This is a genomic window from Duganella lactea, from assembly GCF_009857505.1.
Classification (GTDB): Bacteria; Pseudomonadota; Gammaproteobacteria; order Burkholderiales; family Burkholderiaceae_D; genus Rugamonas; species Rugamonas lactea.
On the sequence record NZ_WWCP01000016.1, the window covers coordinates 63,222 to 86,513 of the forward strand.

The 23,292-nt window shown below is 62.6% G+C and carries 24 protein-coding genes; 12 read left to right on the plus strand and 12 right to left on the minus strand.

Translation table 11 applies throughout. From position 1 onward, the window contains the following. Positions 1–162 precede the first annotated feature (162 nt). From GTP44_RS14555 to GTP44_RS14585, 7 genes are all read left to right on the plus strand, one after another. Complete coding sequence (locus tag GTP44_RS14555; protein ID WP_161019986.1) at positions 163–1,257, plus strand: MraY family glycosyltransferase; 1,095 nt, start codon at positions 163–165, stop codon at positions 1,255–1,257. A gap of 81 nt (positions 1,258–1,338) precedes the next feature. Then, positions 1,339–1,638, plus strand: coding sequence for an H-NS histone family protein (locus tag GTP44_RS14560; protein ID WP_308494356.1), 300 nt, complete (start codon positions 1,339–1,341; stop codon positions 1,636–1,638). A gap of 168 nt (positions 1,639–1,806) precedes the next feature. Then, complete coding sequence (locus tag GTP44_RS14565; protein WP_161019988.1) at positions 1,807–3,189, plus strand: phosphomannomutase/phosphoglucomutase; 1,383 nt, start codon at positions 1,807–1,809, stop codon at positions 3,187–3,189. A 9-nt stretch (positions 3,190–3,198) separates the two neighbouring features. After that, positions 3,199–4,188, plus strand: coding sequence for a lipopolysaccharide heptosyltransferase I (waaC, locus tag GTP44_RS14570; protein ID WP_371867223.1), 990 nt, complete (start codon positions 3,199–3,201; stop codon positions 4,186–4,188). Between the two features lie 3 nt (positions 4,189–4,191). Further along, positions 4,192–5,469, plus strand: coding sequence for a lipid IV(A) 3-deoxy-D-manno-octulosonic acid transferase (gene waaA / locus GTP44_RS14575; protein WP_161019989.1), 1,278 nt, complete (start codon positions 4,192–4,194; stop codon positions 5,467–5,469). 430 nt (positions 5,470–5,899) lie between these two features. Next, positions 5,900–6,337 (plus strand): hypothetical protein, encoded by a 438-nt coding sequence (locus tag GTP44_RS14580; protein ID WP_161019990.1) that lies wholly within the window; start codon positions 5,900–5,902, stop codon positions 6,335–6,337. A gap of 3 nt (positions 6,338–6,340) precedes the next feature. Beyond that, entirely contained in the window at positions 6,341–6,619 is a 279-nt protein-coding gene (locus GTP44_RS14585) for a type II toxin-antitoxin system RelE/ParE family toxin (protein ID WP_161019991.1), read from the plus strand. A gap of 59 nt (positions 6,620–6,678) precedes the next feature. On the opposite strand, the gene GTP44_RS14590 is transcribed toward GTP44_RS14585, so the two are convergent. The 10 genes from GTP44_RS14590 to GTP44_RS14635 form a co-directional block, all read right to left on the minus strand. Beyond that, complete coding sequence (locus GTP44_RS14590) at positions 6,679–7,494, minus strand: hypothetical protein (RefSeq protein WP_161019992.1); 816 nt, start codon at positions 7,492–7,494, stop codon at positions 6,679–6,681. Between the two features lie 26 nt (positions 7,495–7,520). Further along, positions 7,521–8,408 carry a M48 family metallopeptidase gene (locus tag GTP44_RS14595; protein ID WP_229256921.1) on the minus strand — a complete coding sequence of 296 codons (888 nt, stop codon included), beginning with the start codon at positions 8,406–8,408 and terminating at the stop codon, positions 7,521–7,523. 53 nt (positions 8,409–8,461) lie between these two features. Beyond that, positions 8,462–9,154 (minus strand): lysophospholipid acyltransferase family protein, encoded by a 693-nt coding sequence (locus GTP44_RS14600; RefSeq protein WP_371867226.1) that lies wholly within the window; start codon positions 9,152–9,154, stop codon positions 8,462–8,464. A gap of 68 nt (positions 9,155–9,222) precedes the next feature. After that, complete coding sequence (gene gmhB / locus GTP44_RS14605; RefSeq protein ID WP_161019994.1) at positions 9,223–9,789, minus strand: D-glycero-beta-D-manno-heptose 1,7-bisphosphate 7-phosphatase; 567 nt, start codon at positions 9,787–9,789, stop codon at positions 9,223–9,225. A gap of 15 nt (positions 9,790–9,804) precedes the next feature. Then, the gene (gene glyS, locus GTP44_RS14610; protein ID WP_161019995.1) at positions 9,805–11,913 is read right to left on the minus strand and encodes a glycine--tRNA ligase subunit beta; all 2,109 of its coding nucleotides are present in this window, start codon (positions 11,911–11,913) and stop codon (positions 9,805–9,807) included. 15 nt (positions 11,914–11,928) lie between these two features. After that, positions 11,929–12,855: a glycine--tRNA ligase subunit alpha gene (gene glyQ / locus GTP44_RS14615; RefSeq protein ID WP_161019996.1), complete on the minus strand. Its 927-nt coding sequence runs from the start codon at positions 12,853–12,855 to the stop codon at positions 11,929–11,931. An 81-nt stretch (positions 12,856–12,936) separates the two neighbouring features. After that, complete coding sequence (gene lnt, locus GTP44_RS14620) at positions 12,937–14,508, minus strand: apolipoprotein N-acyltransferase (protein WP_161019997.1); 1,572 nt, start codon at positions 14,506–14,508, stop codon at positions 12,937–12,939. Then, positions 14,508–15,392 (minus strand): CorC family transporter, encoded by an 885-nt coding sequence (locus tag GTP44_RS14625; RefSeq protein ID WP_160992143.1) that lies wholly within the window; start codon positions 15,390–15,392, stop codon positions 14,508–14,510. The genes lnt and GTP44_RS14625 overlap by 1 nt, the downstream gene beginning before the upstream one ends. Before the next feature lie 92 nt (positions 15,393–15,484). Next, positions 15,485–15,952, minus strand: a complete 468-nt coding sequence (gene ybeY / locus GTP44_RS14630) for an rRNA maturation RNase YbeY (RefSeq protein ID WP_161019998.1) — start codon at positions 15,950–15,952, stop codon at positions 15,485–15,487. Beyond that, entirely contained in the window at positions 15,936–17,057 is a 1,122-nt protein-coding gene (locus GTP44_RS14635; protein ID WP_161019999.1) for a PhoH family protein, read from the minus strand. The genes ybeY and GTP44_RS14635 overlap by 17 nt, the downstream gene beginning before the upstream one ends. Positions 17,058–17,418: 361 nt before the next feature. Between GTP44_RS14635 and GTP44_RS14640 the strand changes: the two genes are divergently transcribed. Beyond that, the gene (locus tag GTP44_RS14640; protein WP_160992146.1) at positions 17,419–17,757 is read left to right on the plus strand and encodes a hypothetical protein; all 339 of its coding nucleotides are present in this window, start codon (positions 17,419–17,421) and stop codon (positions 17,755–17,757) included. Between the two features lie 62 nt (positions 17,758–17,819). Here the strand turns inward: GTP44_RS14640 and GTP44_RS14645 are convergent, their stop codons facing one another. Continuing rightward, positions 17,820–18,665 carry an HDOD domain-containing protein gene (locus tag GTP44_RS14645; protein WP_161020000.1) on the minus strand — a complete coding sequence of 282 codons (846 nt, stop codon included), beginning with the start codon at positions 18,663–18,665 and terminating at the stop codon, positions 17,820–17,822. Next, on the minus strand, positions 18,658–19,005 hold the full coding sequence (locus tag GTP44_RS14650; RefSeq protein ID WP_161020001.1) for a hypothetical protein: 348 nt from the start codon (positions 19,003–19,005) through the stop codon (positions 18,658–18,660). The genes GTP44_RS14645 and GTP44_RS14650 overlap by 8 nt, the downstream gene beginning before the upstream one ends. Positions 19,006–19,125: 120 nt before the next feature. Here GTP44_RS14650 and GTP44_RS14655 point away from each other — a divergent pair, with 120 nt between their 5' ends. From GTP44_RS14655 to GTP44_RS14670, 4 genes are all read left to right on the plus strand, one after another. Next, a complete protein-coding gene (locus GTP44_RS14655; RefSeq protein WP_161020002.1) occupies positions 19,126–20,706 on the plus strand; it encodes a sensor histidine kinase in 1,581 nt (526 codons plus the stop codon). Between the two features lie 60 nt (positions 20,707–20,766). Continuing rightward, a complete protein-coding gene (locus tag GTP44_RS14660; protein WP_160992150.1) occupies positions 20,767–21,627 on the plus strand; it encodes a ChaN family lipoprotein in 861 nt (286 codons plus the stop codon). Positions 21,628–21,635: 8 nt separating this feature from the next. Beyond that, complete coding sequence (locus tag GTP44_RS14665) at positions 21,636–21,956, plus strand: thioredoxin family protein (RefSeq protein WP_160992187.1); 321 nt, start codon at positions 21,636–21,638, stop codon at positions 21,954–21,956. 68 nt (positions 21,957–22,024) lie between these two features. After that, positions 22,025–23,284: an MFS transporter gene (locus GTP44_RS14670; RefSeq protein WP_161020003.1), complete on the plus strand. Its 1,260-nt coding sequence runs from the start codon at positions 22,025–22,027 to the stop codon at positions 23,282–23,284. The last annotated feature ends 8 nt before the right edge of the window (positions 23,285–23,292 follow it).

A 23,292-nucleotide genomic window follows, 5' to 3' on the forward strand; every position in this document is an offset into this window, starting at 1 on the left:
CAAGTTTGTATCGATTGGTAAGCACGCTCTGCGCGGCGGGGCGTGGCTGGTATGATGCCGGCGGTCCGCTAACAGCGGGTTGGCGCACGCTATCCTGTACAATCAGATATTGGTAGCTTGATAATAACGCGTGTTGCGATACAACGCCGATAATAAAATAATATGTTTTCCTTCCTCCTGAGCTTTATCGTTTCCGCGCTGCTGACTTTGCTGGTCATTAAAGACGTGAAATTGCATGGCCCGGCATTGGATAAGAATTTCAACGGCGTGCAAAAAGTCCACCTGCATAATGTGGCGCGGATCGGCGGCCTGCCTATTTTTGTGGCGGTCGCCCTCAGCTCGGCCATCTCCATCTGGCGCGTGCCGGTGCTCAGCGATTTGCTGCTGGCGCTGCTCGCCTGTGCCGCCGTCGCCTTCGCCGGCGGCATCGTCGAGGATTACACCGGCCGCGTCAGCCCGGCGCGCCGCCTGCTGTTGACCATGGCCGCCGCCACCTTCGGCTATTTCCTGCTCGATGCCCGTATCGACCGCCTCGACTGGGCGTTTTCCGCCTGGGCCTTGCCGTATATGTGGCTCACTCTGCCGCTGACCGTGCTGGCGGTGGCCGGCATCGCCAATGCCGTCAACATCATCGACGGCTTTAATGGCCTGGCCAGCGTGGTTTGTATCTGCATGCTGCTGTCGCTCGGTTATGTGGCGCTGCAGGTCAATGATATGTTTGTGCTGATCGCCGCGCTGATGGTGGCTGGCGCCACCGCCGGTTTCCTGATCTGGAATTATCCGGTCGGGCTGATTTTCCTCGGCGACGGCGGCGCTTATTTCATCGGCTTTATGCTGGGCGAGCTGGCTTTGCTGCTGGTGATGCGCAATCCGCAGGTATCGACCTGGTATGCCGCCTTGCTGCTGATTTATCCGGCCTTTGAAACCTTATTCTCTGTATATCGCCGCATGTTCGTGCGCGGTAAATCGCCGGCCATGCCGGACGGCATCCACCTGCATAGCCTGATTTTCCGCCGCATCGTGCAGTGGGCGGTCGGCCGCAAGGATGCGCGCGCGCTGATCCGCCGTAATTCGCTGACGTCGCCATATCTGTGGCTGTTCTCGCTGACAGCGGTGATTCCGGCCACGGTATTCTGGCGCCATACCTGGATATTAATGCTGTTTTGTTTGCTGTTTGTCTTCAGCTATATCTGGATTTATGCGCGCATCGTGCGCTTTAAATCGCCGCGCTGGATGATACGCCATAAGAAACACTGATTTTTTAAGCTTGTTGTAGACTATTCCCGCAGTGGTTTTAGCCTCAATAACATAAAGGGAATTGCAATGGATTTGACCCATATGTCTTCCGCTGAATTGCGCCAACTGCAGGTGCGCGTGCAGCAGGAATTGAAAAAACGTGAAAGCCAGGATCTGGCCAAGGCGCGTGAAGAAATCCAGGCCATCGCCAGGAGCGTTGGCCTGTCGGTGCAGGAATTGCTTGGAAGCGGCGTATCCGTGCGCGCCAAGAGCGGCCCGGTGGCGCCACGCTACCGCAATCCGGCCGACGCCAGCCAGCAATGGACCGGCCGTGGCCGCCAGCCGCAGTGGGTCAAGGAATGGGTGGACGCCGGCAAAAATCTGGACGCGCTGAAGATTTAAGCGGCGCGACACCGGCGGCACGTTTGCTCACGCTTGCGTGCCGCCGTTATCACAATTACTATATGTAAGCCTGTGCCAGCCGCTGGCTAGCCGCATTCCACTAATCCCGCGCACTGATCTCTGCACGCTCACTGGCGGCGCCGTCTTGCGCATTCAAGCACATTCCTTATGGTCACCTTATCCAAAACCATCTTCAAAGCCTACGATATTCGCGGCATCATCGATAAAACCCTGGACGCCGGCGTGGCGCACCAGATCGGCGCCGCCTTCGGCCGCGCCGCGCTGGCCAAGGGCGAGAAAAAAGTGGTCATCGGTCGCGATGGCCGCCTGTCCGGTCCCTTCCTGGCCAAGGCGCTGGCCGAAGGCCTGCAATCGGCCGGCGTCGATGTGATCGACCTGGGCGTGGTGGCCACGCCAATGGTCTACTTCGGCACCAACGTGCTGGGCGCCGCCTCGGGCATCATGGTCACCGGCAGCCACAATCCGCCGGACTACAACGGCTTCAAGATGGTGCTGGCGGGCGAGGCCATCCACGGCGAGGCGATCACCGGCCTGTACGACAGCATCCTGGCGCACGACGGACAGCCGTCGGCCACGCCGGGCGCCTACAGCACCCACGATATCCGCGCGCAGTACCTGCAACGCATCATCGGCGACGTGAAGATTGCACGCCCGATCAAGATCGCGGTGGACTGCGGCAACGGCGTGGCCGGCGCGTTCGCCGGTGACCTGTATCGCGGCATGGGCTGTGAAGTGATCGAGCTGTTCTGCGAAGTGGACGGCAACTTCCCGAACCACCATCCGGACCCGGCGCACCCGGAAAACCTGCAGGACCTGATCCGCGCGCTGCAACAGACCGACGCCGAGATCGGCCTGGCCTTCGACGGCGATGGCGACCGCCTGGGCCTGGTCACCAAGGATGGCCAGATCATCTACCCGGACCGCCAGATGATGCTGTTTGCCGGCGACGTGCTGTCGCGCAACCCCGGCGCGGAAATCCTGTACGACGTCAAGTGCACCCGCCACCTGGCGCCGTACATCGAGAACGCCGGCGGCAAGCCGCTGATGTACAAGACCGGCCACTCGCTGGTCAAGGCCAAGCTGAAGGAAACCGGTTCGCCGCTGGGCGGCGAGATGAGCGGCCACATCTTCTTCAAGGATCGCTGGTACGGCTTCGACGACGGCCTGTACGCCGGCGCGCGCATGCTGGAAATCCTGACCAGGGAAAAAGACCCGTCGGCGCTGCTGAACGCGTTGCCGCAGTCGGACAGCACCCCCGAGCTGCACCTGCATCTCAAGGAAGGCGAGAACTTCATCGTGATGGACAAGCTGCGCGCCGACGCCAAGTTCCCGGGCAACAAGCAGATCATCACCATCGACGGCCTGCGCGTGGAATATGAAGACGGTTTCGGCCTGGCGCGTTCGTCCAACACCACGCCGGTGATCGTGATGCGCTTCGAGGCGGAAACGCCGGCCGCGTTGGCACGCATCCAGGGCCAGTTCAAGAGCGTGATCCTGGCCGCCAAGCCGGACGCGGAGCTGCCTTTCTAAGCGCCTGCTGTGAAGCAAAAGCCGCTGAATATTCTGCTGGTGCGCGTGTCGTCCATGGGCGACGTGCTGCACAACATGCCGATGGTGGCCGACATCGCCCGCCATTATCCGGACGCCAATATCGACTGGGTGGTGGAGGAGGGCTTTGTCAGCCTGGTGCGGATGAACGCGCGCGTGCGCAATGTGATGCCGTTCGCGTTGCGGCGCTGGCGCAAGAGTCTCGGCAAGGCGGAGACGCGCGCCGAGATCAAGCAGTTCTTCCGCGCGCTGCGCCAGCAGGAGTACGACTTTGTGTTCGATACGCAGGGCTTGCTGAAGACCGGCATCATCATGGGCGCCGCGCGCGTGGTCAAGGGCGGCCGCAAGGTCGGCCTGGCCAATGGCAGCGAGGGCTCGGGCTATGAAGGCATCTCGCGCATCTTCCATAACCTGAGTATTCCGACCGATCCGCGCACGCACGCGGTGGCGCGCGGGCGCATCGTCGCCGGCGCGGCGCTGGGCTATGCGGTCGACACGCCGGCCGATTTCGGTCTGCCGGAAGTGCCGGACGATACGCCGCGTCCGGCGTGGATGCCGGCGTCGTATGCGGTCTACTTCCACGGCACCGCGCGCGACGCCAAGAAGTGGTCGATTGAAAACTGGATCGCGCTGGGACGCGAACTGGCGCCGATGCCTGTCCTGCTGCCCTGGGGCTCGCCGAAGGAGAAGGCGGAGGCGGAGCTGATTGCCGCCGGCCTGCCGAACGCGCGCGTGCTGCCCAAGCTGTCGATGGCCGATGCGATCATGGTGGCGCGCCGCGCGTCGCTGGTGATCGGCGTCGATACGGGACTGGTGCACATCGCCGCCGCTTTTGTGCGGCCGACGGTGGAGATTTATGCCGATTCGCCGCGCTGGAAGACCGAGGGTAACTGGTCGCCGCGCATTATCAATCTGGGCGATCAGGGCACGCCGCCATCGGTGGCGGACGTGCTGGCTGCGGCCCGGAGTCTGCTGGGCTGATTTATGCGTTTGTTTTATTCCCTGATGTGGTGGATGGCCTTGCCGCTGGTGCTCACGCGACTGTGGCTGCGTGGCCGCCGGGAGCCGGGCTATCGCCAGCATTGGTCCGAGCGGCTCGGCTTCTATGGCCGCGCCGCCACGCCGGCCGCCGGTCCGGTGCTGTGGGTGCATGCCGTTTCGGTCGGCGAAACGCGCGCCGCCGAGCCGCTGGTGGATGCGTTGCTGGCCGAGTATCCGGCCAGCCGCATCATCCTCACGCACATGACGCCGACCGGGCGCGCCACTGGCAATGCGCTATTCGCCAGGCATGGCGAGCGGCTGGTGCAATCGTATCTGCCGTATGACACCGGCAGCATGGTGTCGCGCTTCATCCGCCATTTCAAGCCGAGCGTCTGCATTCTGATGGAGACCGAAGTCTGGCCGAACCTGATCGCGGTGTGCGGCGCCAAGGGCGTGCCGGTGGTGCTGGCCAACGCCCGCCTGTCGGAACGCTCGCTGCGCAAGGCCGGCCGCTTTGGATCGCTGATGACCGACGCCGCGCGCGGCATCTCGCTGGTGGCCGCGCAGACCGAGGCCGACGCGCGGCGTATCCGCTCGTTGGGCGTGCGGCGCGTCGAAGTCACCGGCAGCATCAAGTTCGACGTGGTGGTGCCGGAAGCCGCGCTGCTGACCGGCGCCGCGCTGCGCGCCGCCATCGGCGCCCGCCCGGTGCTGCTGTGCGCCTCCACCCGCGAGGGCGAGGAAGAACTGATCCTGCAAGCGTATGTGAGCGCCCGCTCCGCGCTGCCGCCAGAGGTGCTGCTGCTGATCGTGCCGCGTCACCCGCAGCGCTTCGACGAAGTGGAAAACATGATCGCCGCGCATGGCTTGAATGTACAGCGCCGCAGCAAGCTAGCACTGAACGACAGCGTATTGGAATCCGACATACTGCTGGGCGACTCTATGGGGGAAATGTTCGCCTACTACGCCGCCTGCGACATCGCCTTCGTCGGCGGCAGCCTGATGCCGCTGGGTGGCCAAAACCTGATCGAACCGGCAGCGCTAGGGAAGCCGGTCCTCATCGGCCAACACACTTTCAACTTCGAGCTAGTAACGGAAGACGCATTGGCCGCCGGCGGCGCCCAGCGCATTGTGAACGCGGCCGACCTAATGTCCACCGCCGCCCGCCTGCTGAACGACACCAGCGCCCGTGAAACCATGGGCCTCAACGCCCAGTCCTTCGCCAACCAGCACCGAGGCGCCACCCGCCGCACGCTGGCGCTGCTGAAAGACCTAGTTTAACGCCGCAAATCGCTTGCGGTCGCTTAGCCGCCTCCTATCCCCTCGACAACCACGCCGGTCCCTCCGCAGTTAGGGCAGGCCTGGCCGTCGCCATCGTCCTCGTCAACCAGGTGTCCCGTGCCTTGGCAGACAGGACAAACATCTTCGCCAGTCCCGGGCGTGCCGGGTTGATCTTCATCACCAGGATTCATAGCAACCTTGCAAGGTAGAAAGGAGTAGCCATTCTGACACGAGAAAATCATCGGCTCGCACGCGTTACGACACAGAATGAGTTGCCTAAAGATAGTGGTACCAGGTCCGGACGCGGTTCTTCAGCAGGTTTTCGCTGGTGCCGGGTAGTAAGATAGCGCTGTGTTGATGTGGATCGACCTAGCATTTTCCTAGTCTTTGATATACTTGGCCTCCCACGCTGATAGCACTTGGAGGCACCATGAACTCCGCACCTCAACCGATAAGCCACATTGCGCTGACGGGGCTAGTTGCCGCAGGTAAGATTGAATCCTGCAGCGCAGTCGGACAGCGTGCCGGTTGGTATTTGAAGGTCAAACAAGGGCCAGCATTGTTGGCGCTTGCTTCTGAAGATGACCTGAAAATCTTCCCGACCTTATCTGCGCTGGGGGATTATCTTCGTGGATTAGGTATTACGAGTTTTCTAAGTGATACCAGTGAACTTGACCAAGACGCGCTCGATCCCGAAACGAAAGAACGATTGAATGAGGCAAAGCAGGCCGCCGAGTACGGCGCGTGGTTTCGGCAGCAAGTGCAAGAAGCTTTGAATGATCGCCGTCCAACTACTTCCCACTCCGTAGTCCAAGAAAAATTTGCAAAGCGACGGGCAGCATCATTAAAAAAATTGGCCAAGGCATGAACGATGGATGCCCGCTGGACGCGCCGTGCAGAGCGTGACAGGCAGAATTTATTCGACTACATCGAGCCGCGCAGCATTGATGGCGCAATCGCGACAGATAGGGAAATTGAGAGGGTAACGACTTTGATTGCAGACTTTCCGCACTTGGGTCACCAAGGCCGGGTCAGTGGCACGCTGGAGTTCGACATTACAAGGCAGATCATCCTCGTGTACCGGACTCGACCGAAATTGCGGGTTGTGGAGTTTCTCCGACTGATCCACACCCGCCGAGATTTTCCGTAGAGCGGATGCGTTTACCTTTGAAGTAGCGCCACTGAATCATCAGCTCAGCCCTATCTCAATTAAGCCTGAGTGCTCGTTAAGCGGGGCACATCATCGAAAGTCGGCACTCGACCTTCGCAATCATAAGTGAGGAATGAGACGGACGCCTTATTCGACAAAGATTTGACTTCGAAACCGATAACACGCTCCGTTTCTGTTTTAAGCGCAGTATGCAGGTTGAACATTTCGATGTTGGTTTCCTCGATCGTTTTCCTCAGCGCCTCAAGCATTGGGCCAACTATCGTAAGCTTTGAGAGTTCACCCCACATATAGTTTTGCAGGAAGTTGACCAAAAAGTCCCATGCGCTGTTGAGCGAAAAATAGGAACCATCCTTGCATCTCTTAATTGTGGCGATTACTTTGCTGAGGCTGCTTAACAAGTTGACGCTATCGACATGACCGCTGTCTTTGATCTGCTCAAGAATCCGAATGATCTCATCAAATAATTCGGGAAGCCGGCTTTGACTTTTATAGTGTTCAAAAATCGCATCGAAATTGATGGCATCTTCTTCACTTTGATCAAACTGCCATACATGCTTATCAAGAGCTTGCTGGGTGCTGATGAAGTTCAGCAAAAGATCTTTTGAACTCCATGCCCCAGTAACGAAATTTGAAGTCTGCGTAATTGAACTGTGAAGCCATGAAGGCACATCGTTCTGTGAAAGCATTCCCTTCAGTGAAGTAGCGTCTGATAAGGTATTCTCAGCAGCCCTTATCTTTAGAGCCGCATCCTCTCCTGCGATGGCTTTTAATAGTTCTTGCGCTGATACTTTTAAGGTCGCATGCTTTTCGTTGATTACTCTGGTAACGAGTTCGACGCTCTTGTTTAGGGGCACCAAATATCTCCGTAGAGTTGACTACTTTAGGGGAACAGTACCAGCAGTTCCTGCGAGCGTTTGCGGAGCAGGTTTTTGGCGTCTTCGTATTCGGGGTAGATCAGGCCGACGGTGTCCCAGAATTGCTGGCTGTGGTTCATTTCGAGGATGTGCGACAGTTCATGCGCCACCACGTAGTCGATCAGCGGCAGCGAGAAGTGGATCAGTTTCCAGTTCAGCCGGATCTTGCGGTCGGCCGTGCAGGAACCCCAGCGCGTGCCGGCCGACGATAAGCCGAACGAGTGGTACTGCACGCCCAGCCGTCCCGCGTACAGGTCGAGACGCTGCCCGAACAGCTCCTTGGCCTGCTGTTGATACCACGTCTTCACGCGCTCCTTCAGCAGGTTCTCGCCGGCGCCCGGCATCAATGTTATCCACAGCTCGCGCGTGTGCGGATTGTAGATGCTGCGGTTGCGCCCACCCATCAGCAAGCGCAACGTGATGTCGGCGCCCAGATACGGCAGCTGCGCGCCGTCGATCCACTCCACCGGCGGCTTTTGCAGCCGCGCCGCGCGCCGTTCGCGCCGTTCTTTCAGCTTGCTCAGTATCCAGTGCTGCTTGGTGCGGATCGCTTCGTCGATTTCGGCGATGCTGACGCGCTTGGGCGCGGTCACGCGCAAGCCGTCGTCGTCGATCATGAAGCCGATCGAGCGCCGCGTCGAGCGCCGCAATTCGTATTCGAGGATGAATTCACCCACCAGCAGCTGGCGGCGTGGCGGTTGATCGGAAGGTGGGGCGACCAGCGGCCGGGTTTTGACCGGGACTGCCGTTTCCGGCGGCGAGACGTAAGGCGAGGCGGGAGGCGGTTTTTGTGAAGGTGGAACGGACCAAACCGGTGCTGTGTACACCGGCTTGGGCCCCTCCCGACTAAACAGGTCCGGTTGATTCGGATCGGGCGACGCGGGTTTGACCGCGGTCGCCAGATCGTCTAACCAGCGCTGTAGGCGTGGGGCGAAATGACGCGCATTTCTGATTCGATCCAAGTTTCCACCTGTTGCATCATGCCGTCCGGCGTCTGGCCTTCGGGCGAAATTGGCTTGCCTATCGATACTGTAACAAGACCGGGGCGCTTGATGAAAGAGTTTTTTGGCCAGCATTCACCCGAATTGTGGGCAATCGGCACCACCAGCGCGCCGGTGTCGATGGCCAGCCGTGTGCCGCCGCTCTTGTACTTGCCCGCCTGGCCGACCGGAATCCGCGTCCCTTCCGGGAACATGATGATCCACAGGCCCTGCGCCAGCCGGCGCTTGCCGTGATTGACCACGTGCTTGAAGGCGTGCTTGCCCTGCTTGCGGTCGATCGGGATCATGCGCAGCAGCGCCATCGCCCAGCCGAAGAAGGGAATATACAGGATCTCTTTTTTAAACACGAACACCAGTGGACGCGGCATGTTCGGCAGCAGGAAGATGGTTTCCCACGCCGACTGGTGCTTCGACAACAGAATCACCTGCGCGTCCGGCAGGTTTTCCTGGCCGCGGATTTCGTAGCGAATCCCGCAGATCACCCTCAGGCACCAGATGATGAACACATTCCAGCGCGAGGTGATGTAGAAGCGCTGGCGGTAAGGCAGCGGTGCCGCCACAAAGCACACCAGCGACCAGATAACGGTCGATATCACCATGACGATGGTGAAGATCAGGGAACGCAAAAACAAGACGGGATGACCCAAGAGCAGACTCCAAATACTGTTTAACTGACGACGTGCAGCGTCGGCGGCGTGCTGGTTTTCAGCAGGTGCGTGACCATCGCCGCCAGGTCGGGGAACACCATCGTGCCGGGCGGCAGGCCGCCGGTGGCCTGGGTCTTCTCGCCTTTGCCGGTGAGCACCAGATAGGGTACGCAGCCGGTGACATAGCCGGCCTGCAGGTCGCGCAGCGAATCGCCGACCACCGGCACGCCTTTCAGGCTGATTTTATAGCGCTGCGAGATTTCGGTGAACATGCCGGGCTTGGGCTTGCGGCAGTCGCAGTTGTCGGCTGCGGCGTGTGGGCAGAAGAACACCGCGTCGATGTCCGCGCCCACTTGCTGCGCCAGGTTGTGCATCTTCTGGTGGATGGCGTTGAGGATGGTCATGTCGAAGAACTCGCGGGCGATGCCCGACTGGTTCGACGCCACCACCACCCGGTAGCCCGCCTGATTCAACTTGGCGATCGCCTCCATCGAGCCGGGGATCGGAATCCACTCGGCTGGCGATTTGATGAAGTCGGGCGAATCGTGGTTGATAACGCCGTCGCGATCGAGAATGATCAGTTTCATGGACGGCGCACCCATTTACGCCGCCAGCTTGGAGATGTCGGCCACGCGGTTCATCATCCCGTGCAGGGAGGACAGCAGCGCCAGACGGTTGTTACGCAGGGCGACATCTTCCGCCATGACCATGACGTCGTTGAAGAAGGCGTCGACTTCGTTCTTCAGCTGCGCCAGCGTTTTCAGCGTGCCGGCGAAGTCGCCCTGGTTGAAGGCGTGGTCGATTTCCGGCAGCACGCGTACCACGGCGGCGTTCAGGTTCACTTCCGCCAGGTCCTTCAGCAGCGCGACGTTGACGCCATGCTCGCCGACGGCGGCCAGCGCTTCTTCGTTCTTCTTCAGGATGTTGGTGATGCGCTTGTTGGCGGCGGCCAGCGAGCTAGACTCCGGCAGCGCGGCGAAGGCTTGCACCGCTTCCAGGCGCTGCACGATGTCGTCCAGGCGGTCCGGATTCTGGGCGACCACGGCTTCGATTTCGTTGACCGAGAAGCCGCGCTCACGCAGGATGCCGCGCAGGCGGTCGAACATGAAGCTGGCGACGTCGGCGCTCGGGTCCTTGAAGCCGGCGATGGTGGTGAACTGCTTCGCGGCGTCCGCCAGCAGGGCGCTGATCGACAACGGCAGGCGCTTTTCGATCAGCATGCGCAGCACGCCCAGCGCGTGGCGGCGCAGCGCGAACGGGTCTTTGTCGCCGGTCGGCTGCAGGCCGATGGCCCAGATCCCGACCAGGGTTTCCAGCTTGTCGGCCAGCGCGACGGCGGTGCCGGTCACGGTCGATGGCAGGGCGTCGCCGGCGAAGCGCGGCTGGTAGTGTTCCGATGCGGCCAGCGCCACGTCTTCTGGTTCGCCGTCGTTGCGGGCGTAGTAGGTGCCCATGATGCCTTGCAGCTCAGGGAATTCGCCCACCATGTCGGTCAGCAGGTCGGCTTTCGACAGGCGCGCTGCGCGTTCGGTCAGGGCCACGTCGGCGTTCAGCTTGGCGGCGATGGCGCCGGCCAATGCGGTCACGCGTTCGCTGCGTTCGGCCTGGGTGCCCAGCTTGTTGTGGTAGACCACGTTCTTCAGCAGCGGCAGGCGCGATTCCAGCGTTTTCTTCTTGTCTTGCTCGAAGAAGAACTTGGCGTCGGACAGGCGCGGACGCACCACGCGCTCGTTGCCGCCGATGATGGCGGCCGGCGTGTCGGTGGCGATGTTGGAGACGATCAGGAAGCGCGAACGCAGCTTGCCGTTGGTGTCGGTCAGCGCGAAGTATTTCTGGTTGGTTTGCATGGTCAGGATCAGGCATTCCTGCGGCACGGCCAGGAATTCGTCCTCGAATTTGCATTCGTAGACCACCGGCCATTCGACCAGCGCCGACACTTCGTCCAGCAGCGATTCGGGCATCAGCACCTTGTCGGCGCCGGCCTTGGCCAGCAGTTCGGCGCGGATCTGTTCCTTGCGCTCTTCAACCGAGGCCAGGACCTTGCCTTGCTGTTTCAGCGTGGTGGCGTAGGCGTCGGCGTTGGCGATGGTGACGGCGCGTTGGCCCGGCGCGGTCAGGAAGCGGTGGCCTTCGGTGACGTTGGAGCCGGTCAGGCCGAGCAGGGTCAGTGGCAGCACGGCGTCGCCATGCAGCGCGACCAGCGCGTGCGCGGGACGCACAAACTGCACGGTGGCGCCGTCCGGACGCTGGTAGCTCATCACCTTCGGAATCGGCAGCTTGGCGACCGCGTCTTCCAGTGCCGCTTGCAGGCCGCCTTGCAGCGCGCTGCCGGCGGCGGTGTAGGTGTAGAAGAAGCTTTCGGCCTTGCCGTCCTGCGCGCGTTCCAGATCGGCCACGGTCAGGTAAGGGAAGCCCAGCGCGGCCAGTTTCTTGGCCAGCGGCGGGGTGCCGTTACCGTTGGCGTCCAGCGCCACGGACACCGGCAGCACTTTTTCGCGGATCGATTTGTCCGGCGACACGGCGCGCACTTTGGTGATGGAGACGGCCAGGCGGCGCGGCGTGGCGTAGGCGGTGGCGACGCTGTCGGCTTCCAGAAAGTCGCGCGATTTCAGGCCGTTGACGATGCCGTCCGCGAAAGCCTTGCCCAGTTTGGCGAGCGCCTTCGGCGGCAGTTCTTCGGTCAGCAGTTCGATGAGCAGAGTTTGAGTCATATCGTTTATATCGTTTTATTCAGCGGCGGCGGTCTTCGGGGCCATCGGGAAACCGAGGCGCTCACGCGAATCGTAATAGGCTTGGGCGACCAGGCGGGACAGCGCGCGCACACGGCCGATGTAGGCGGCGCGTTCGGTCACGGAGATGGCGCCGCGCGCGTCCAGCAGGTTGAAGCTGTGCGAGGCCTTCATGATCTGCTCATAGGCCGGCAGCGTCAGTTGCGCTTCGATCAGGCGCTTGGCTTCCGATTCGTGGTTGTTAAACTGCGCGAACAGCAGCTCGGTGTTCGAGTGCTCGAAGTTGTAGGCCGATTGTTCCACTTCGTTCTGGTGGAACACGTCGCCGTACTTCAGCGTCTTCGTTTCCGGTTCGCCGGCCGCCCCATTTTCTTCCCAGGTGGTCCACACCAGGTCATACATGTTTTCCACGCCCTGCAGGTACATGGCCAGACGCTCGACGCCGTAGGTGATCTCGCCCAGCACCGGTTTGCAATCGAGGCCGCCGACTTGCTGGAAGTAGGTGAACTGCGTCACCTCCATGCCGTTCAGCCAGACTTCCCAACCCAGGCCCCAGGCGCCCAGCGTTGGCGATTCCCAGTCGTCTTCGACGAAGCGGACGTCGTTCTGCTTCAGGTCCAGGCCCAGCGCTTCCAGCGAACCCAGATACAGGTCGAGGATGTTTTCCGGCGCCGGCTTCATCACCACCTGATACTGGTAGTAGTGCTGGCCGCGGTTCGGGTTCTCGCCATAGCGGCCATCTTTCGGGCGGCGCGACGGCTGGACGTAGGCGGCGCGCCAAGGCTCGGGGCCGATCGCGCGCAGGAAGGTGCCGGTGTGGAAGGTGCCGGCGCCGACTTCCATGTCGTAGGGCTGGAGCAGGGCGCAGCCTTGCTTGTCCCAGTAGGTTTGCAAGGTCAGGATAATTTGTTGAAATGTCAGCATCTTGTAGTGTCGGTGGCGCGCCCTGGCAGAGGGCCGGCGGGCGCGCGGTTGCAGTTTCGCTAAAGCGATGATTTTAGCGGGTTAAGCGGCTTTTGGCTGATTTTTCGCGCGCTTTGCCCAAAACCAGGCCCCCAGCAGGGACAGCGCGGCCAACGCCAGGAACAGCTTGTTGCCCCAGATGATATAGGGAGTGCTGCCGCCCATGCCCTGGACCGTGGCGGCCAGCGTGCCGACGGTGTTGACCGGCAGTTGCTGTACCACTTTGCCGCCGCCGTTGATGATGGCGGTGGCGCCGGTGTTGGTCGCCCGCAGCATCGGCCGGCCGGTCTCCAGGCTGCGCATCTGCGAGATCTGCAAATGCTGCGGGATGGCGATGGTCTCGCCAAACCAGGCCAGGTTGGAGGTGTTGAGCAGCATGGTGGCCGGCTTCTGGCCCTGCGCCGGATGATTCAGCTGGGCGGCGATTTCCTCGCCAAACAAGTCTTCATAGCAGATGTTCGGCAGCACGCGCTGGTCCTTGATCGGGAACGCCGGCTGGACATCCTGGCCGCTGGTCTGGTCGCCGAGCGGGATCGACATCAGATTGACGAACCAGCGGAAGCCGTAGGGCACGAACTCGCCGAACGGCACCAGGTGATGCTTGTCGTAGCGATAGAAGCTGCCGCCCAGCTTGGCCGGGATGCCGATCACGCTGTTGTGATACACCGTTTCGCTGTCGGCGGTGAAAATGCCGAGGATCAGGTTGCTGTTGGTCCGGTTCAGATACTGGGCGATGCCGGACAGGTAATCCGGCGGCAGCGCCTGCGGCAGGGCGGCGATCGCGGTTTCCGGCGTGGCGATCAGGTCGGCCGGGGCCGCCATGATGGCTTGCTGGTACTGCCGCATGATGGCGACCACTTTGGCGCCGTTGAATTTCTCGTCCTGCGGCACGTTGCCCTGCAGCAGGCGCACCGAGATCGGCTTGCCTTCCGGGTAAGTCCACTGAATGAAGCCGAGGCCGACGCCGGCCACCGAGATGGTGACGATCAGTCCGGCCGCGCGCAGGCGGCTGCGGTGCAGCAGCAACAGCAGGGCGCCGGCGATCACCGCCGCCAGCCAGCCGAGGCCGTACATGCCAATGATCGGCGCGAAGCCGGCCAGCGGGCCGTGGTTGTGGGCGTAGCCGGCCGACAGCCACGGGAAACCGGTGAACAGCCAGCCGCGCACCCATTCGAACAGCGCCCACATGGCCGGCAACACCAGCAGGTTGGCGGCCGGCAGCGGCAGCGCCCAGCGCTGGCGCAGCCAGGCGGCGCCCGCCATCGCGGCGGCGCCGTACAGGCCCATGGCGGCGCCCAGCAGCAGCACCGCGATGGCCGCCAGTGGCGCCGGCATGGCGCCGTAGTCGTGCATCGAGACGTACAGCCAGTGCACGCCGGCGACCGTCCAGCCGGTAACGAAGGCCCAGCCGATCAGCGCCGCGGCCTTGACGCCGCTGCTGCGCAGCACCTGGTAGAACAGCGTGGCCAGGCCGAGGATTTCGATCGGCCACCAGCCGAACGGCTCGAACGCGAACACGCACAGCGCGCCGGCGAGACCGGTGATGATCATCCGGCCTTGGGTCGAGCGTTGCGGCTTGGGGGGATCGTTGGGGTTGGCGCGGCGAAAGCGCATTATGCGGCGTCGTGGTGGACCGGCGCGGGCGGCAGCTTTTCGACCGTCAGCACGTGGATCTGGCGGGCGTCGGCGCGCAGCACCTCAAAGCGCAGGCCCTCGAAGTCGAAGGTGTCGCCCTTGTGCGGCATGCGGCCCAGGTGCTTGGCGACCAGGCCGCCGATGGTGTCGACGTCGTCGTCCGGCAGCGCGGTGTCCAGCTCGTCGTTGAACTGTTCGATCTCGGTCAGCGCCTTGACGCGCCAGCGCGGGCCGTGCTGGCCTTCGCGGATGGAGAGGATGTTGTCCTCTTCCTCGTCGAAATCGTATTCGTCCTCGATATCGCCGACGATCTGTTCCAGCACGTCCTCGATGGTGATCAGGCCGGCGACGCCGCTGTATTCATCGACGACGATGGCCATGTGATTGTGATTGGCGCGGAAATCGCGCAGCAGCACGTTCAGGCGTTTCGATTCCGGGATGAAGATGGCCGGGCGCAGCATGTCGCGCACGTCGAAGCTTTCTTCGGCGTAGTAGCGCAGCAGGTCCTTGGCCAGCAGGATGCCGATCACCTTGTCGCGTTCGCCCTCGATGGCGGGGAAGCGCGAGTGGGCGGTTTGCAGCACCAGCGGCATCCATTCCTCGATCGGCTTGGAGATGTCGATGACGTCCATCTGCGAGCGCGGGATCATGATGTCGCGGGCGGACAGATCGGACACCTGGAACACGCCTTCGATCATCGACAGGGCGTCGGCGTCGATCAGGTTGCGTCCGTGGGCGTCGTGCAGAACTTCGAGGAGCTCCGATCGGTTCTCGGGCTCGGGGGAGATCAGGGCGGTCAGCCGTTCAAACAGCGACCTGTGAGGTTTAGCGTCAGTCTTGACGCTACTAGAGTGCTCTTGCATAGGAGGCGTGAGCCGGTTGTTGCGAAGGGGTATAGGATACACCAAATGGGAAGTCAGGACCGCTTTTGTCAAAAAGACAGCCCTATCATACCTCAATCGGCGTAAGGATCGGCGTAGCCGAGTTGCGCCAGGATTTCGGTTTCGATGCCTTCCATCTCGGCGGCTTCCTCGTCGTCCATGTGGTCGTAGCCCTGGGCGTGCAGCACGCCGTGGACGATCAGATGAGCGGTGTGTTCCTCCACCGTTTTCTTTTGCTCGGCCGCCTCCTGCTCCAGCACGTCGGTGCAGAGGATGATGTCGGCCTGGGTCGGCGCGTCTTCCGGCAATTCTTCCTCGCCTTCGTTGTAGGCGAAGGTCAGCACATTGGTGGCGTAGTCCTTGCCGCGGTATTCGCGGTTCAGCGCCTGGCCTTCCCCGGCGTCGACGAAACGGATGGTCAGCTCGGCCGGGGCGAACAGCGCGGCTTGTACCCACTTGCGGATGTTGGGACGGGTAATGCTTTCCTGCAGACGCGGGTCGGCGTACTGCACCGTCAGCGTCAGTTTATTTTTTGCGGACATTTTTAAGCGCCGTGGCTTTGAGAAGGGGAGCGATTTCCGCTTCGTGGTTATGGGCGGTTTCGTAGGCGTCGACGATGCGCGCCACCAGCGGGTGACGCACCACGTCTTCGCTGTTGAAGTGGCTGAAGGCGATGCCGCGCACTTCCTTGAGCACCTGGATGGCGTCCACCAGGCCGCTCTTCTGGCTCTTGTGCAGGTCGACCTGGGTGACGTCGCCGGTCACCACCGCCTTGCTGCCGAAGCCGATGCGGGTCAGGAACATCTTCATCTGCTCGACCGTGGTGTTCTGCGCCTCGTCGAGAATAACGAAGGCGTGGTTCAGGGTGCGGCCGCGCATATACGCCAGCGGGGCGATTTCAATCACCTGCTTTTCAAACATTTTCTGCGTGCGGTCGAAGCCCAGCAGGTCGTACAGCGCGTCGTACAGCGGACGCAGGTAGGGATCGACCTTCTGCGACAGATCGCCCGGCAGGAAGCCGAGGCGCTCGCCGGCTTCCACCGCCGGACGGGTCAGGATGATGCGCTTGACGGCATCGCGCTCGAGCGCATCGACCGCGCAGGCCACCGCCAGATAGGTCTTGCCGGTGCCGGCCGGGCCGACGCCGAAGCTGATGTCGTGTTCCAGAATGTTGCGCAGGTAGCGGATCTGGTGTGGCGTGCGGCCGCGCAGGTCGGCGCGGCGAGTCTTCAGCACCGGGCTGTTGATGTCGATCTCGATGGCCGGCACCGGCGCCACCTGGCGCGGACTGGCGGCGCGCGCGGTGGCGGGCGAGGCTGTGGCGGACGCCTCAGGCGTCTCCGGCGCCAGCGCGGCGGCGTTGCCCGCGTGCATGCTGGCGCGCTGTTCGACCAGCGCCAGTTGCACCTCCTCGATCGGCACGATCTTGTTGGCGATGGCGTAGAAGTGATCGAGGATCGCGACCGCGCGCTCGGCGTTGTGGCCGCTGACGATGAATTTCTCGCCGCGACGGAAAATGGTGACGTCCAGCGCCGAGGAAATCTGGCGCAGGTTTTCGTCGAGCGGGCCGCACAGATGGGCCAGGCGCGCGTTATCGAGCGGCTCCGGGACGAAGTAGTGCGGCTGGACTGGAGTTTTGGTTTTCAATGGATGCTTTGTCGAGAGAGGGGCCGCGGTGGCGGCACAGGCGGTAGTTTATCGTATTTGCCGCAAGGGGAACTTGATTTTGCTTGCCTTCGCGTCACAGCGGCGCCGACGCCGAACTTGCTTTATGTAACAATTGCCTACAAGTTCTTGCGTGCGACACCCTCTGGGCCCATGTGATGAAATAACATTGTTGCTAAGGTTTCTAGCCACTGATTGATGTCAAACAATCTTAGCGCGGTGTGCACTGGTATCTTGCTTGAAAGGCAATCACGCCGATGCAGAACTATGTTGAAAGTTTCTAAGTTTTGCTTAAGTTCGAACCAGCACTATTTGATCACCCCAACCAACGAGGAAATTTATCATGGCACATCATGCTCTCGCATCCCAGGAAAGCTACAACCCTAACCACCTGCTGGATATCTTGCTCGGCAAGATGCAGCTGAAAAACGACGCCGCGCTGTCGCGCCTGCTGGAAGTCGCGCCGCCGGTGATCAGCAAAATCCGTCACCACCGTCTGCCGGTCGGCGCCTCGCTGCTGATCCGCATGCACGAAGTGACCGGCATGAGCATCCGCGACCTGCGCGACCTGATGGGCGACCGCCGCACCAAGTACCGCCTGTCCGACGCGCAAGGCCGTCCGAAACCAGAAGATCGTCCAACCGCCGACAAGGTCCAGGCCGGAAGCGCGGCGCACCATTGATGCGCGCGTTGCGCGCCATCCCGCCGGTTCGAGCCTGAGCCCGTTCCGGCGGGAGCCTCGCTTCAGCTCAGCAGCACCATCGAGATTTCTTCATACTGCAACTCCGTCTCGCGGAAGATCTGCAGATACACTTCCTCATCGAGGCCCAGCGCGGTCCAGGCCACGGTGGACACGGGCGGCACCAGGTCGTCCTCGACCTGCGCCAGATCGAGCGCGTGCACGATGGCGTCGGCCACATGAATGATGGTCGCCAGAAAACCCGCGCCCGGCGCCTCCGGCGTGTGGTGGCCGCCGATGGCCAGCCGCATCGTGTCGGAAAAATTCCAGTGTTCGGCCAGCGCCATGCCGGCGTCGACATGGGTCACGCCCAGCACCGTGCGCTCGGCGTCCAGCAGGTAGCCGTCGTGTTGCTCGCGGTAATGAATGGCTTCCGAATATTGGTTCGGGAAGCATGACACCAGCACCAGCCGGCCTATGTCGTGCAGCAAGCCGGCCGTGAACGCGTAATCCTGATTAAACCGCATCTGCCGCGCCAGCACCTTGGCGCAGGCCGCCGTGGCGATCGAATGGCGCCAGAAGGCCTTGTGGTCGAAACCGGGGCAATGGCCCTCGGCGAAACAGCCGGTCACGGCGGCGGCGGTGATCAGGTTGCGCGTGGTCTGGAAGCCCAGGTAGGTGATCGCCTGCTGAATGGTGGTCACCTTGACTTGCAAGCCGTACAGCGAGGAGTTGGCCAGCCGCAGTGTCTTGGCCGTCAGCGCCTGGTCGTGGCTGACCTTCTTGGCCAGCACGGTGATGTCGACGTCTTCCTGGTCGATGCTGTTCAACAGTTCCATCACCACCGCCGGCAGCGACGGCAGATCGTCCAGCGTGCGCACCACGTCGTCGTAGCTCAGCGTATTACTCATGTTCCGGCGTCTCCTCTACACCCAGGCGGAAGTCGGTGACGAAGCGGCGCAGGGTGGCGGTGGCCCAGTCGCTGTCGCTGTCGGCGTCGTTCTTGCGGAACAGATGGGCGATGCGTTCCTCGTGGTGCCGCAGCGTGGCCGCCGCCATGGCCGGCGTCACCTCGTCCTTCAGGACCGGCAGCACCTCGATGCCGTGGCGCGGCATCAGCGCCAGCATGGCCTCGGTCAGCACCGTGCCCTGCGGCAGCAGCACATGGCCTTGCACATCGAGCAGCTCGTCCGACAGGACCATGCCCGGGCGCACCTCCGCCAGTGTCAATTGGTGATAATTGCCAGTCATGACGTCTCCCTCGTTGCTTCTGCACTATATTTTCTGATCTTACCATTGTCTTGCCAAGATGCAGCCCATACCGTACATTGGGACGTTGCCTTCAAATACGTGTTGTCGGGAGATTGCTAGATGTTTGGGATTCAAGGCCGCTTGACGTTGCTTTTTGTGGTCATCGTGACGCTGGTGCTGGGCATCTCCGGCACCTATGCCCAGTACAGCCTCGGCCATGAACTGGAGATCAGCAGCCAGCGTTTGCGCCAGGGCGTGCTGACGCGTTTGCAGACCAGCTTGCCGTCGGCGCTGTGGGACCTGGACAAGGCCAAGGTCGACAACATCGTCGCCGCCGAGATGATGCCGCCCGAGTTGGTGTCGATCCGCGTCTACGACACCTCGGTCGGCCTGTTCTCCGGCAAGCTGCGCAACGAGAACGGCAGCGTCACCTCGATCGAGAACGACGCCGCCGTCGGTGGCTCGGCGGTGGTGGCCGACCTGGCCTACCGCGATTCCGGCGCGGCCGGGGCGGCGCTCAAGCCGGTCATCGTCGGTCGCGTGGTGGTCAATTTCAGCCGCGCCCAAATCGACGCCACGCTGGCGGCCGAGGTGCGGCGCAAGGTCATCGAGGTGCTGCTGCTGGACCTGATTCTGGTGGCGGCGCTGGCGCTGTCGCTGCGCATCGTGTTCGATCCGCTGAAGCGGCTGCGCGACGGCCTGTTCGACCTGGCCACGCGCGGCAGCGACGAGGTGGAGGAACTGCCGGACAACCGCCAGGACGAACTGGGCGAGGTGATCCGCGGCTTCAACGCCATCCAGCGCAAGATCAAATCCAACATCCTGCGCATCCGCGAGGCCGAGGACGAGGCGCGCCAGTCGGCCGCCGCCACCGCCAAGGCGATGGATGATTTGCGCCGCACGCAGGAGTCGCTGCTGCAGGCCGAGCGGCTGGCCTCTCTGGGCGGGCTGGTGGCCGGCGTCGCGCACGAGATCAACACGCCGGTCGGCATCGCGCTGACCAGCGCCTCGGTGCTGCTGGAGGCCACCGAGAAAGTGCAGGCGTCGGTCGAGGGCGGCAACATCAAGAAATCCGACATCACCCGCTATCTGGAAACGGCGTCGGAAAGCACGCGCCTGATCATGAACAACGCCTACCGGGCGGCGCACCTGATCCACAGCTTCAAACAGATCGCGGTCGACCAGGTAAGCGAGGCGCGCCGTCGCTTCGAGCTGCGCGACTACATCAACGAGGTGGTGTCCAGCCTGCAGCCCAAGCTGAAGAAGACCCAGATCGAGGTCAGCATTGTCTGCCCGCCGGACATCATGCTCGACAGCTATCCCGGCGCGCTGGCGCAGGTCATCACCAACCTGACGCTCAACTGCGTCGAGCACGCGTTCGAGCCGGACGCCGAGGGCCGCATCGTCATCGGCGTGACGCAACAGGGCGACTGGATCGAAATGAAGGTCACCGACAACGGCAAGGGCATCGCGCCGGACATGCTGGACAAGGTGTTCGACCCGTTCGTCACCACGCGGCGCGGCCAGGGCGGCACCGGCCTCGGCCTGAATATCGTGTTCAACCTGATGGCCAAGCAGTTCGGCGGCAGCGTTACCGTCTGCAGCGTGCTGGGCCAGGGCGCCAGCTTCGTGTTGCGCATGCCGTGTGTGACGCCGGTGGACGAGACGGCGCTGCACGCGGATAGCCGTTTGCCCGCCTAACGACTAAAATGTCCGCATCGACAGGGAGCACGGCGCTCCGTCAACTCTTGATTATGATTTATGCGCGTTCAACCGACGAAATTCAATTACAAAGGCCTGCTGCCGCTGGCGGCGGCGGTGCTGCTGGCCGCGTGCGCCAGTGGCGGCGGCCAGCCGGCATCGGCGCCGGCGGCGGACTTGCTGGGACCGACCAATCCGCAGGTGCTACTGCTGGGCGAGGTGCATGACAACGTCCAGGGCCACAAGCTGCGCTACGAACTGCTGCGCCAGCGGGTGGAGGCCGGCTGGCGCCCGGCCATCGTCATGGAACAGTTCGACCGCGAGAACCAGGACCTGCTGGACAAGGCGCAGAAAAACTGCCTGGACGCGCAGTGCGTGATTCAGGTGGCCGGCGGTGCGCGCTGGGAATGGCAATTGTATTATCCTGTGATTCAGCTGGCGCTGACCTACCATCTGCCGCTGGTGGCCGGCAACCTGTCGCGCGCCGACGCCTCGCGCGTGGTGCGCGATGGCGTGAAGTCGAGCTTCGATCCGCGGAGCGTCAAGGATTACCGGCTGGAGCAGCCCTTGCCCGAGGTGGTGCGTGCCGGGCAGCAGCAGGAAATCGAGGTCGGCCACTGTAATATGCTGCCGGAGATGATGATCGGTGGCTTGGTCAACGCCCAGGTGGCGCGCGATATCTGGATGGCCAAGATCGTGCGCGATCAGCAGCCCAAGGATGTGGTGCTCATCGCCGGCAACGGCCATGTGCGCAAGGACATCGGCGTGGGCTACTGGCTGCACCAGGTGACGCCGGCGCTGACGGTGCGCAGCGTCGGGTTTGTCGAGAGCGCCGACAACGGCGGCCGCTACGACAGCATCCAGCGTCTGGCGCCGCAGCAACGCGACGACCCGTGCAAACAACTGAAGAAAGGGAAATGAAGATCCCAATGAAAACCAGCTACATTCCCGAGGCGCCGCAGCGCGCCGACATCGATGGCCAGGCCGGCCCCGTGCTGCTGGAATTCGGCACCAACGGCTGCCCCCACTGCATGGCCGCGCAAGCGCCGTTGCAGCAAGCGTTCGCCGGCAGCGAGGGCGTGACCCATTACAAGGTCGAGGACGGCCCCGGCCGGCCACTGGGCCGCTCGTTCCGTGTCAAACTGTGGCCGACTTTTATCTTCCTGCTGGACGGCGAGGAAAAGGCGCGCGTGGTCAGGCCGCTACGCGCCGACGATTTATCGGTGGGCTTTGCGCAAATAGACCCCTGACTAAGCTTGGCAATCCTGCAAGGGGCTGTGTATGATGGCCCGCACACCCCACTGCAGGAGCGCCCAGCATGAGTCAGCATAAGACCAATTCGGCCGGCACCGTATTGTTTGCCAGCCTGATCGGCACCACCATCGAGTTCTTCGATTTCTACATCTATGCCACCGCCGCGGTGCTGGTGTTCCCCAAGCTGTTCTTCCCGGCCAGCGATCCCGCCGCCGCGACGCTGCAATCGCTGGCGACGTTCGCCATCGCCTTCTTCGCGCGGCCGGTCGGCTCGGCCGTGTTCGGCCACTTCGGCGACCGCGTCGGCCGCAAGGCGACGCTGGTGGCGGCGCTGCTGACCATGGGCATCTCCACCATCGTCATCGGCCTGCTGCCGACCTACGCCAGCATCGGCACGCTGGCGCCGGCGCTGCTGGCGCTGTGCCGCTTCGGCCAGGGGCTGGGCCTGGGCGGCGAGTGGGGCGGCGCGGTGCTGCTGGCCACCGAGAACGCGCCACCGGGCAAGCGCGCCTGGTACGGCATGTTCCCGCAGTTGGGCGCGCCGATCGGCTTCTTCCTGTCGGGCGGCATCTTCCTGCTGCTGAGCGAGACGCTGAGCGACGCCGAGTTCTTCAGCTACGGCTGGCGCATTCCCTTCCTGGCCAGCTCGCTGCTGGTGATCGTCGGCCTGTACATCCGTCTGAAAATCCATGAGACGCCGGATTTCCAGAAGGTGCTGGACAAGAACGAGCGCGTCAAGGTGCCGGTGCTGGCGGTGTGGCGGCAGCACCGCGGGCCGCTGGTGCTGGGCACGCTGATCGCGCTGGCCACCTTCGTGCTGTTCTACCTGATGACGGTGTTCGCGCTGAGCTGGGGCACCACCGCGCTGCACTTCTCGCGCCAGCACTTCCTGATCCTGCAACTGATCGCGGTGGTGTTCTTCGCGCTGACGATTCCGTTCTCGGCGATCTGGGCCGACCGCAAGGGCCGCCGCGGCACGCTGCTCTGGGTCTCGGCCGCCATCACCGTGTTCGGCCTGGCGCTGGGGCCGCTGTTCGGCTCCGGCAGCAGCGTGCAGGTGACGGTGTTCCTGTCGCTGGGCCTGGGGCTGATGGGGCTGACCTATGGCCCGCTGGGCACGATGTTGTCCGAACTGTTCCCGGCCGAGGTGCGCTACACCGGCGCCTCGCTGACCTTCAACCTGGCTGGCATCCTGGGCGCGTCGCTGGCGCCGTATGCGGCCACCTGGCTGGCGACCCATTATGGCTTGCAGTACGTCGGCTACTATCTGTCGGCCGCCGCGCTGATCAGCCTGATCGCCTTGCTGAGGACCAAAGCCGATTGAGTTGTCAT

What these genes read in the sequence shown, in the direction of transcription:
- GTP44_RS14555 (WP_161019986.1), top strand. Translation starts at nt 163, where the DNA reads ATGTTTTCCTTCCTCCTGAGCTTTATCGTTTCCGCGCTGCTGACTTTG.
- GTP44_RS14560 (WP_308494356.1), top strand. Translation starts at nt 1,339, where the DNA reads ATGTCTTCCGCTGAATTGCGCCAACTGCAGGTGCGCGTGCAGCAGGAA.
- GTP44_RS14565 (WP_161019988.1), top strand. Translation starts at nt 1,807, where the DNA reads ATGGTCACCTTATCCAAAACCATCTTCAAAGCCTACGATATTCGCGGC.
- waaA (WP_161019989.1), top strand. Translation starts at nt 4,192, where the DNA reads ATGCGTTTGTTTTATTCCCTGATGTGGTGGATGGCCTTGCCGCTGGTG.
- GTP44_RS14580 (WP_161019990.1), top strand. Translation starts at nt 5,900, where the DNA reads ATGAACTCCGCACCTCAACCGATAAGCCACATTGCGCTGACGGGGCTA.
- GTP44_RS14585 (WP_161019991.1), top strand. Translation starts at nt 6,341, where the DNA reads ATGGATGCCCGCTGGACGCGCCGTGCAGAGCGTGACAGGCAGAATTTA.
- GTP44_RS14600 (WP_371867226.1), bottom strand. Translation starts at nt 9,154, where the DNA reads ATGGTGATATCGACCGTTATCTGGTCGCTGGTGTGCTTTGTGGCGGCA.
- gmhB (WP_161019994.1), bottom strand. Translation starts at nt 9,789, where the DNA reads ATGAAACTGATCATTCTCGATCGCGACGGCGTTATCAACCACGATTCG.
- glyS (WP_161019995.1), bottom strand. Translation starts at nt 11,913, where the DNA reads ATGACTCAAACTCTGCTCATCGAACTGCTGACCGAAGAACTGCCGCCG.
- glyQ (WP_161019996.1), bottom strand. Translation starts at nt 12,855, where the DNA reads ATGCTGACATTTCAACAAATTATCCTGACCTTGCAAACCTACTGGGAC.
- lnt (WP_161019997.1), bottom strand. Translation starts at nt 14,508, where the DNA reads ATGCGCTTTCGCCGCGCCAACCCCAACGATCCCCCCAAGCCGCAACGC.
- GTP44_RS14625 (WP_160992143.1), bottom strand. Translation starts at nt 15,392, where the DNA reads ATGCAAGAGCACTCTAGTAGCGTCAAGACTGACGCTAAACCTCACAGG.
- ybeY (WP_161019998.1), bottom strand. Translation starts at nt 15,952, where the DNA reads ATGTCCGCAAAAAATAAACTGACGCTGACGGTGCAGTACGCCGACCCG.
- GTP44_RS14640 (WP_160992146.1), top strand. Translation starts at nt 17,419, where the DNA reads ATGGCACATCATGCTCTCGCATCCCAGGAAAGCTACAACCCTAACCAC.
- GTP44_RS14645 (WP_161020000.1), bottom strand. Translation starts at nt 18,665, where the DNA reads ATGAGTAATACGCTGAGCTACGACGACGTGGTGCGCACGCTGGACGAT.
- GTP44_RS14650 (WP_161020001.1), bottom strand. Translation starts at nt 19,005, where the DNA reads ATGACTGGCAATTATCACCAATTGACACTGGCGGAGGTGCGCCCGGGC.
- GTP44_RS14655 (WP_161020002.1), top strand. Translation starts at nt 19,126, where the DNA reads ATGTTTGGGATTCAAGGCCGCTTGACGTTGCTTTTTGTGGTCATCGTG.
- GTP44_RS14660 (WP_160992150.1), top strand. Translation starts at nt 20,767, where the DNA reads ATGCGCGTTCAACCGACGAAATTCAATTACAAAGGCCTGCTGCCGCTG.
- GTP44_RS14665 (WP_160992187.1), top strand. Translation starts at nt 21,636, where the DNA reads ATGAAAACCAGCTACATTCCCGAGGCGCCGCAGCGCGCCGACATCGAT.
- GTP44_RS14670 (WP_161020003.1), top strand. Translation starts at nt 22,025, where the DNA reads ATGAGTCAGCATAAGACCAATTCGGCCGGCACCGTATTGTTTGCCAGC.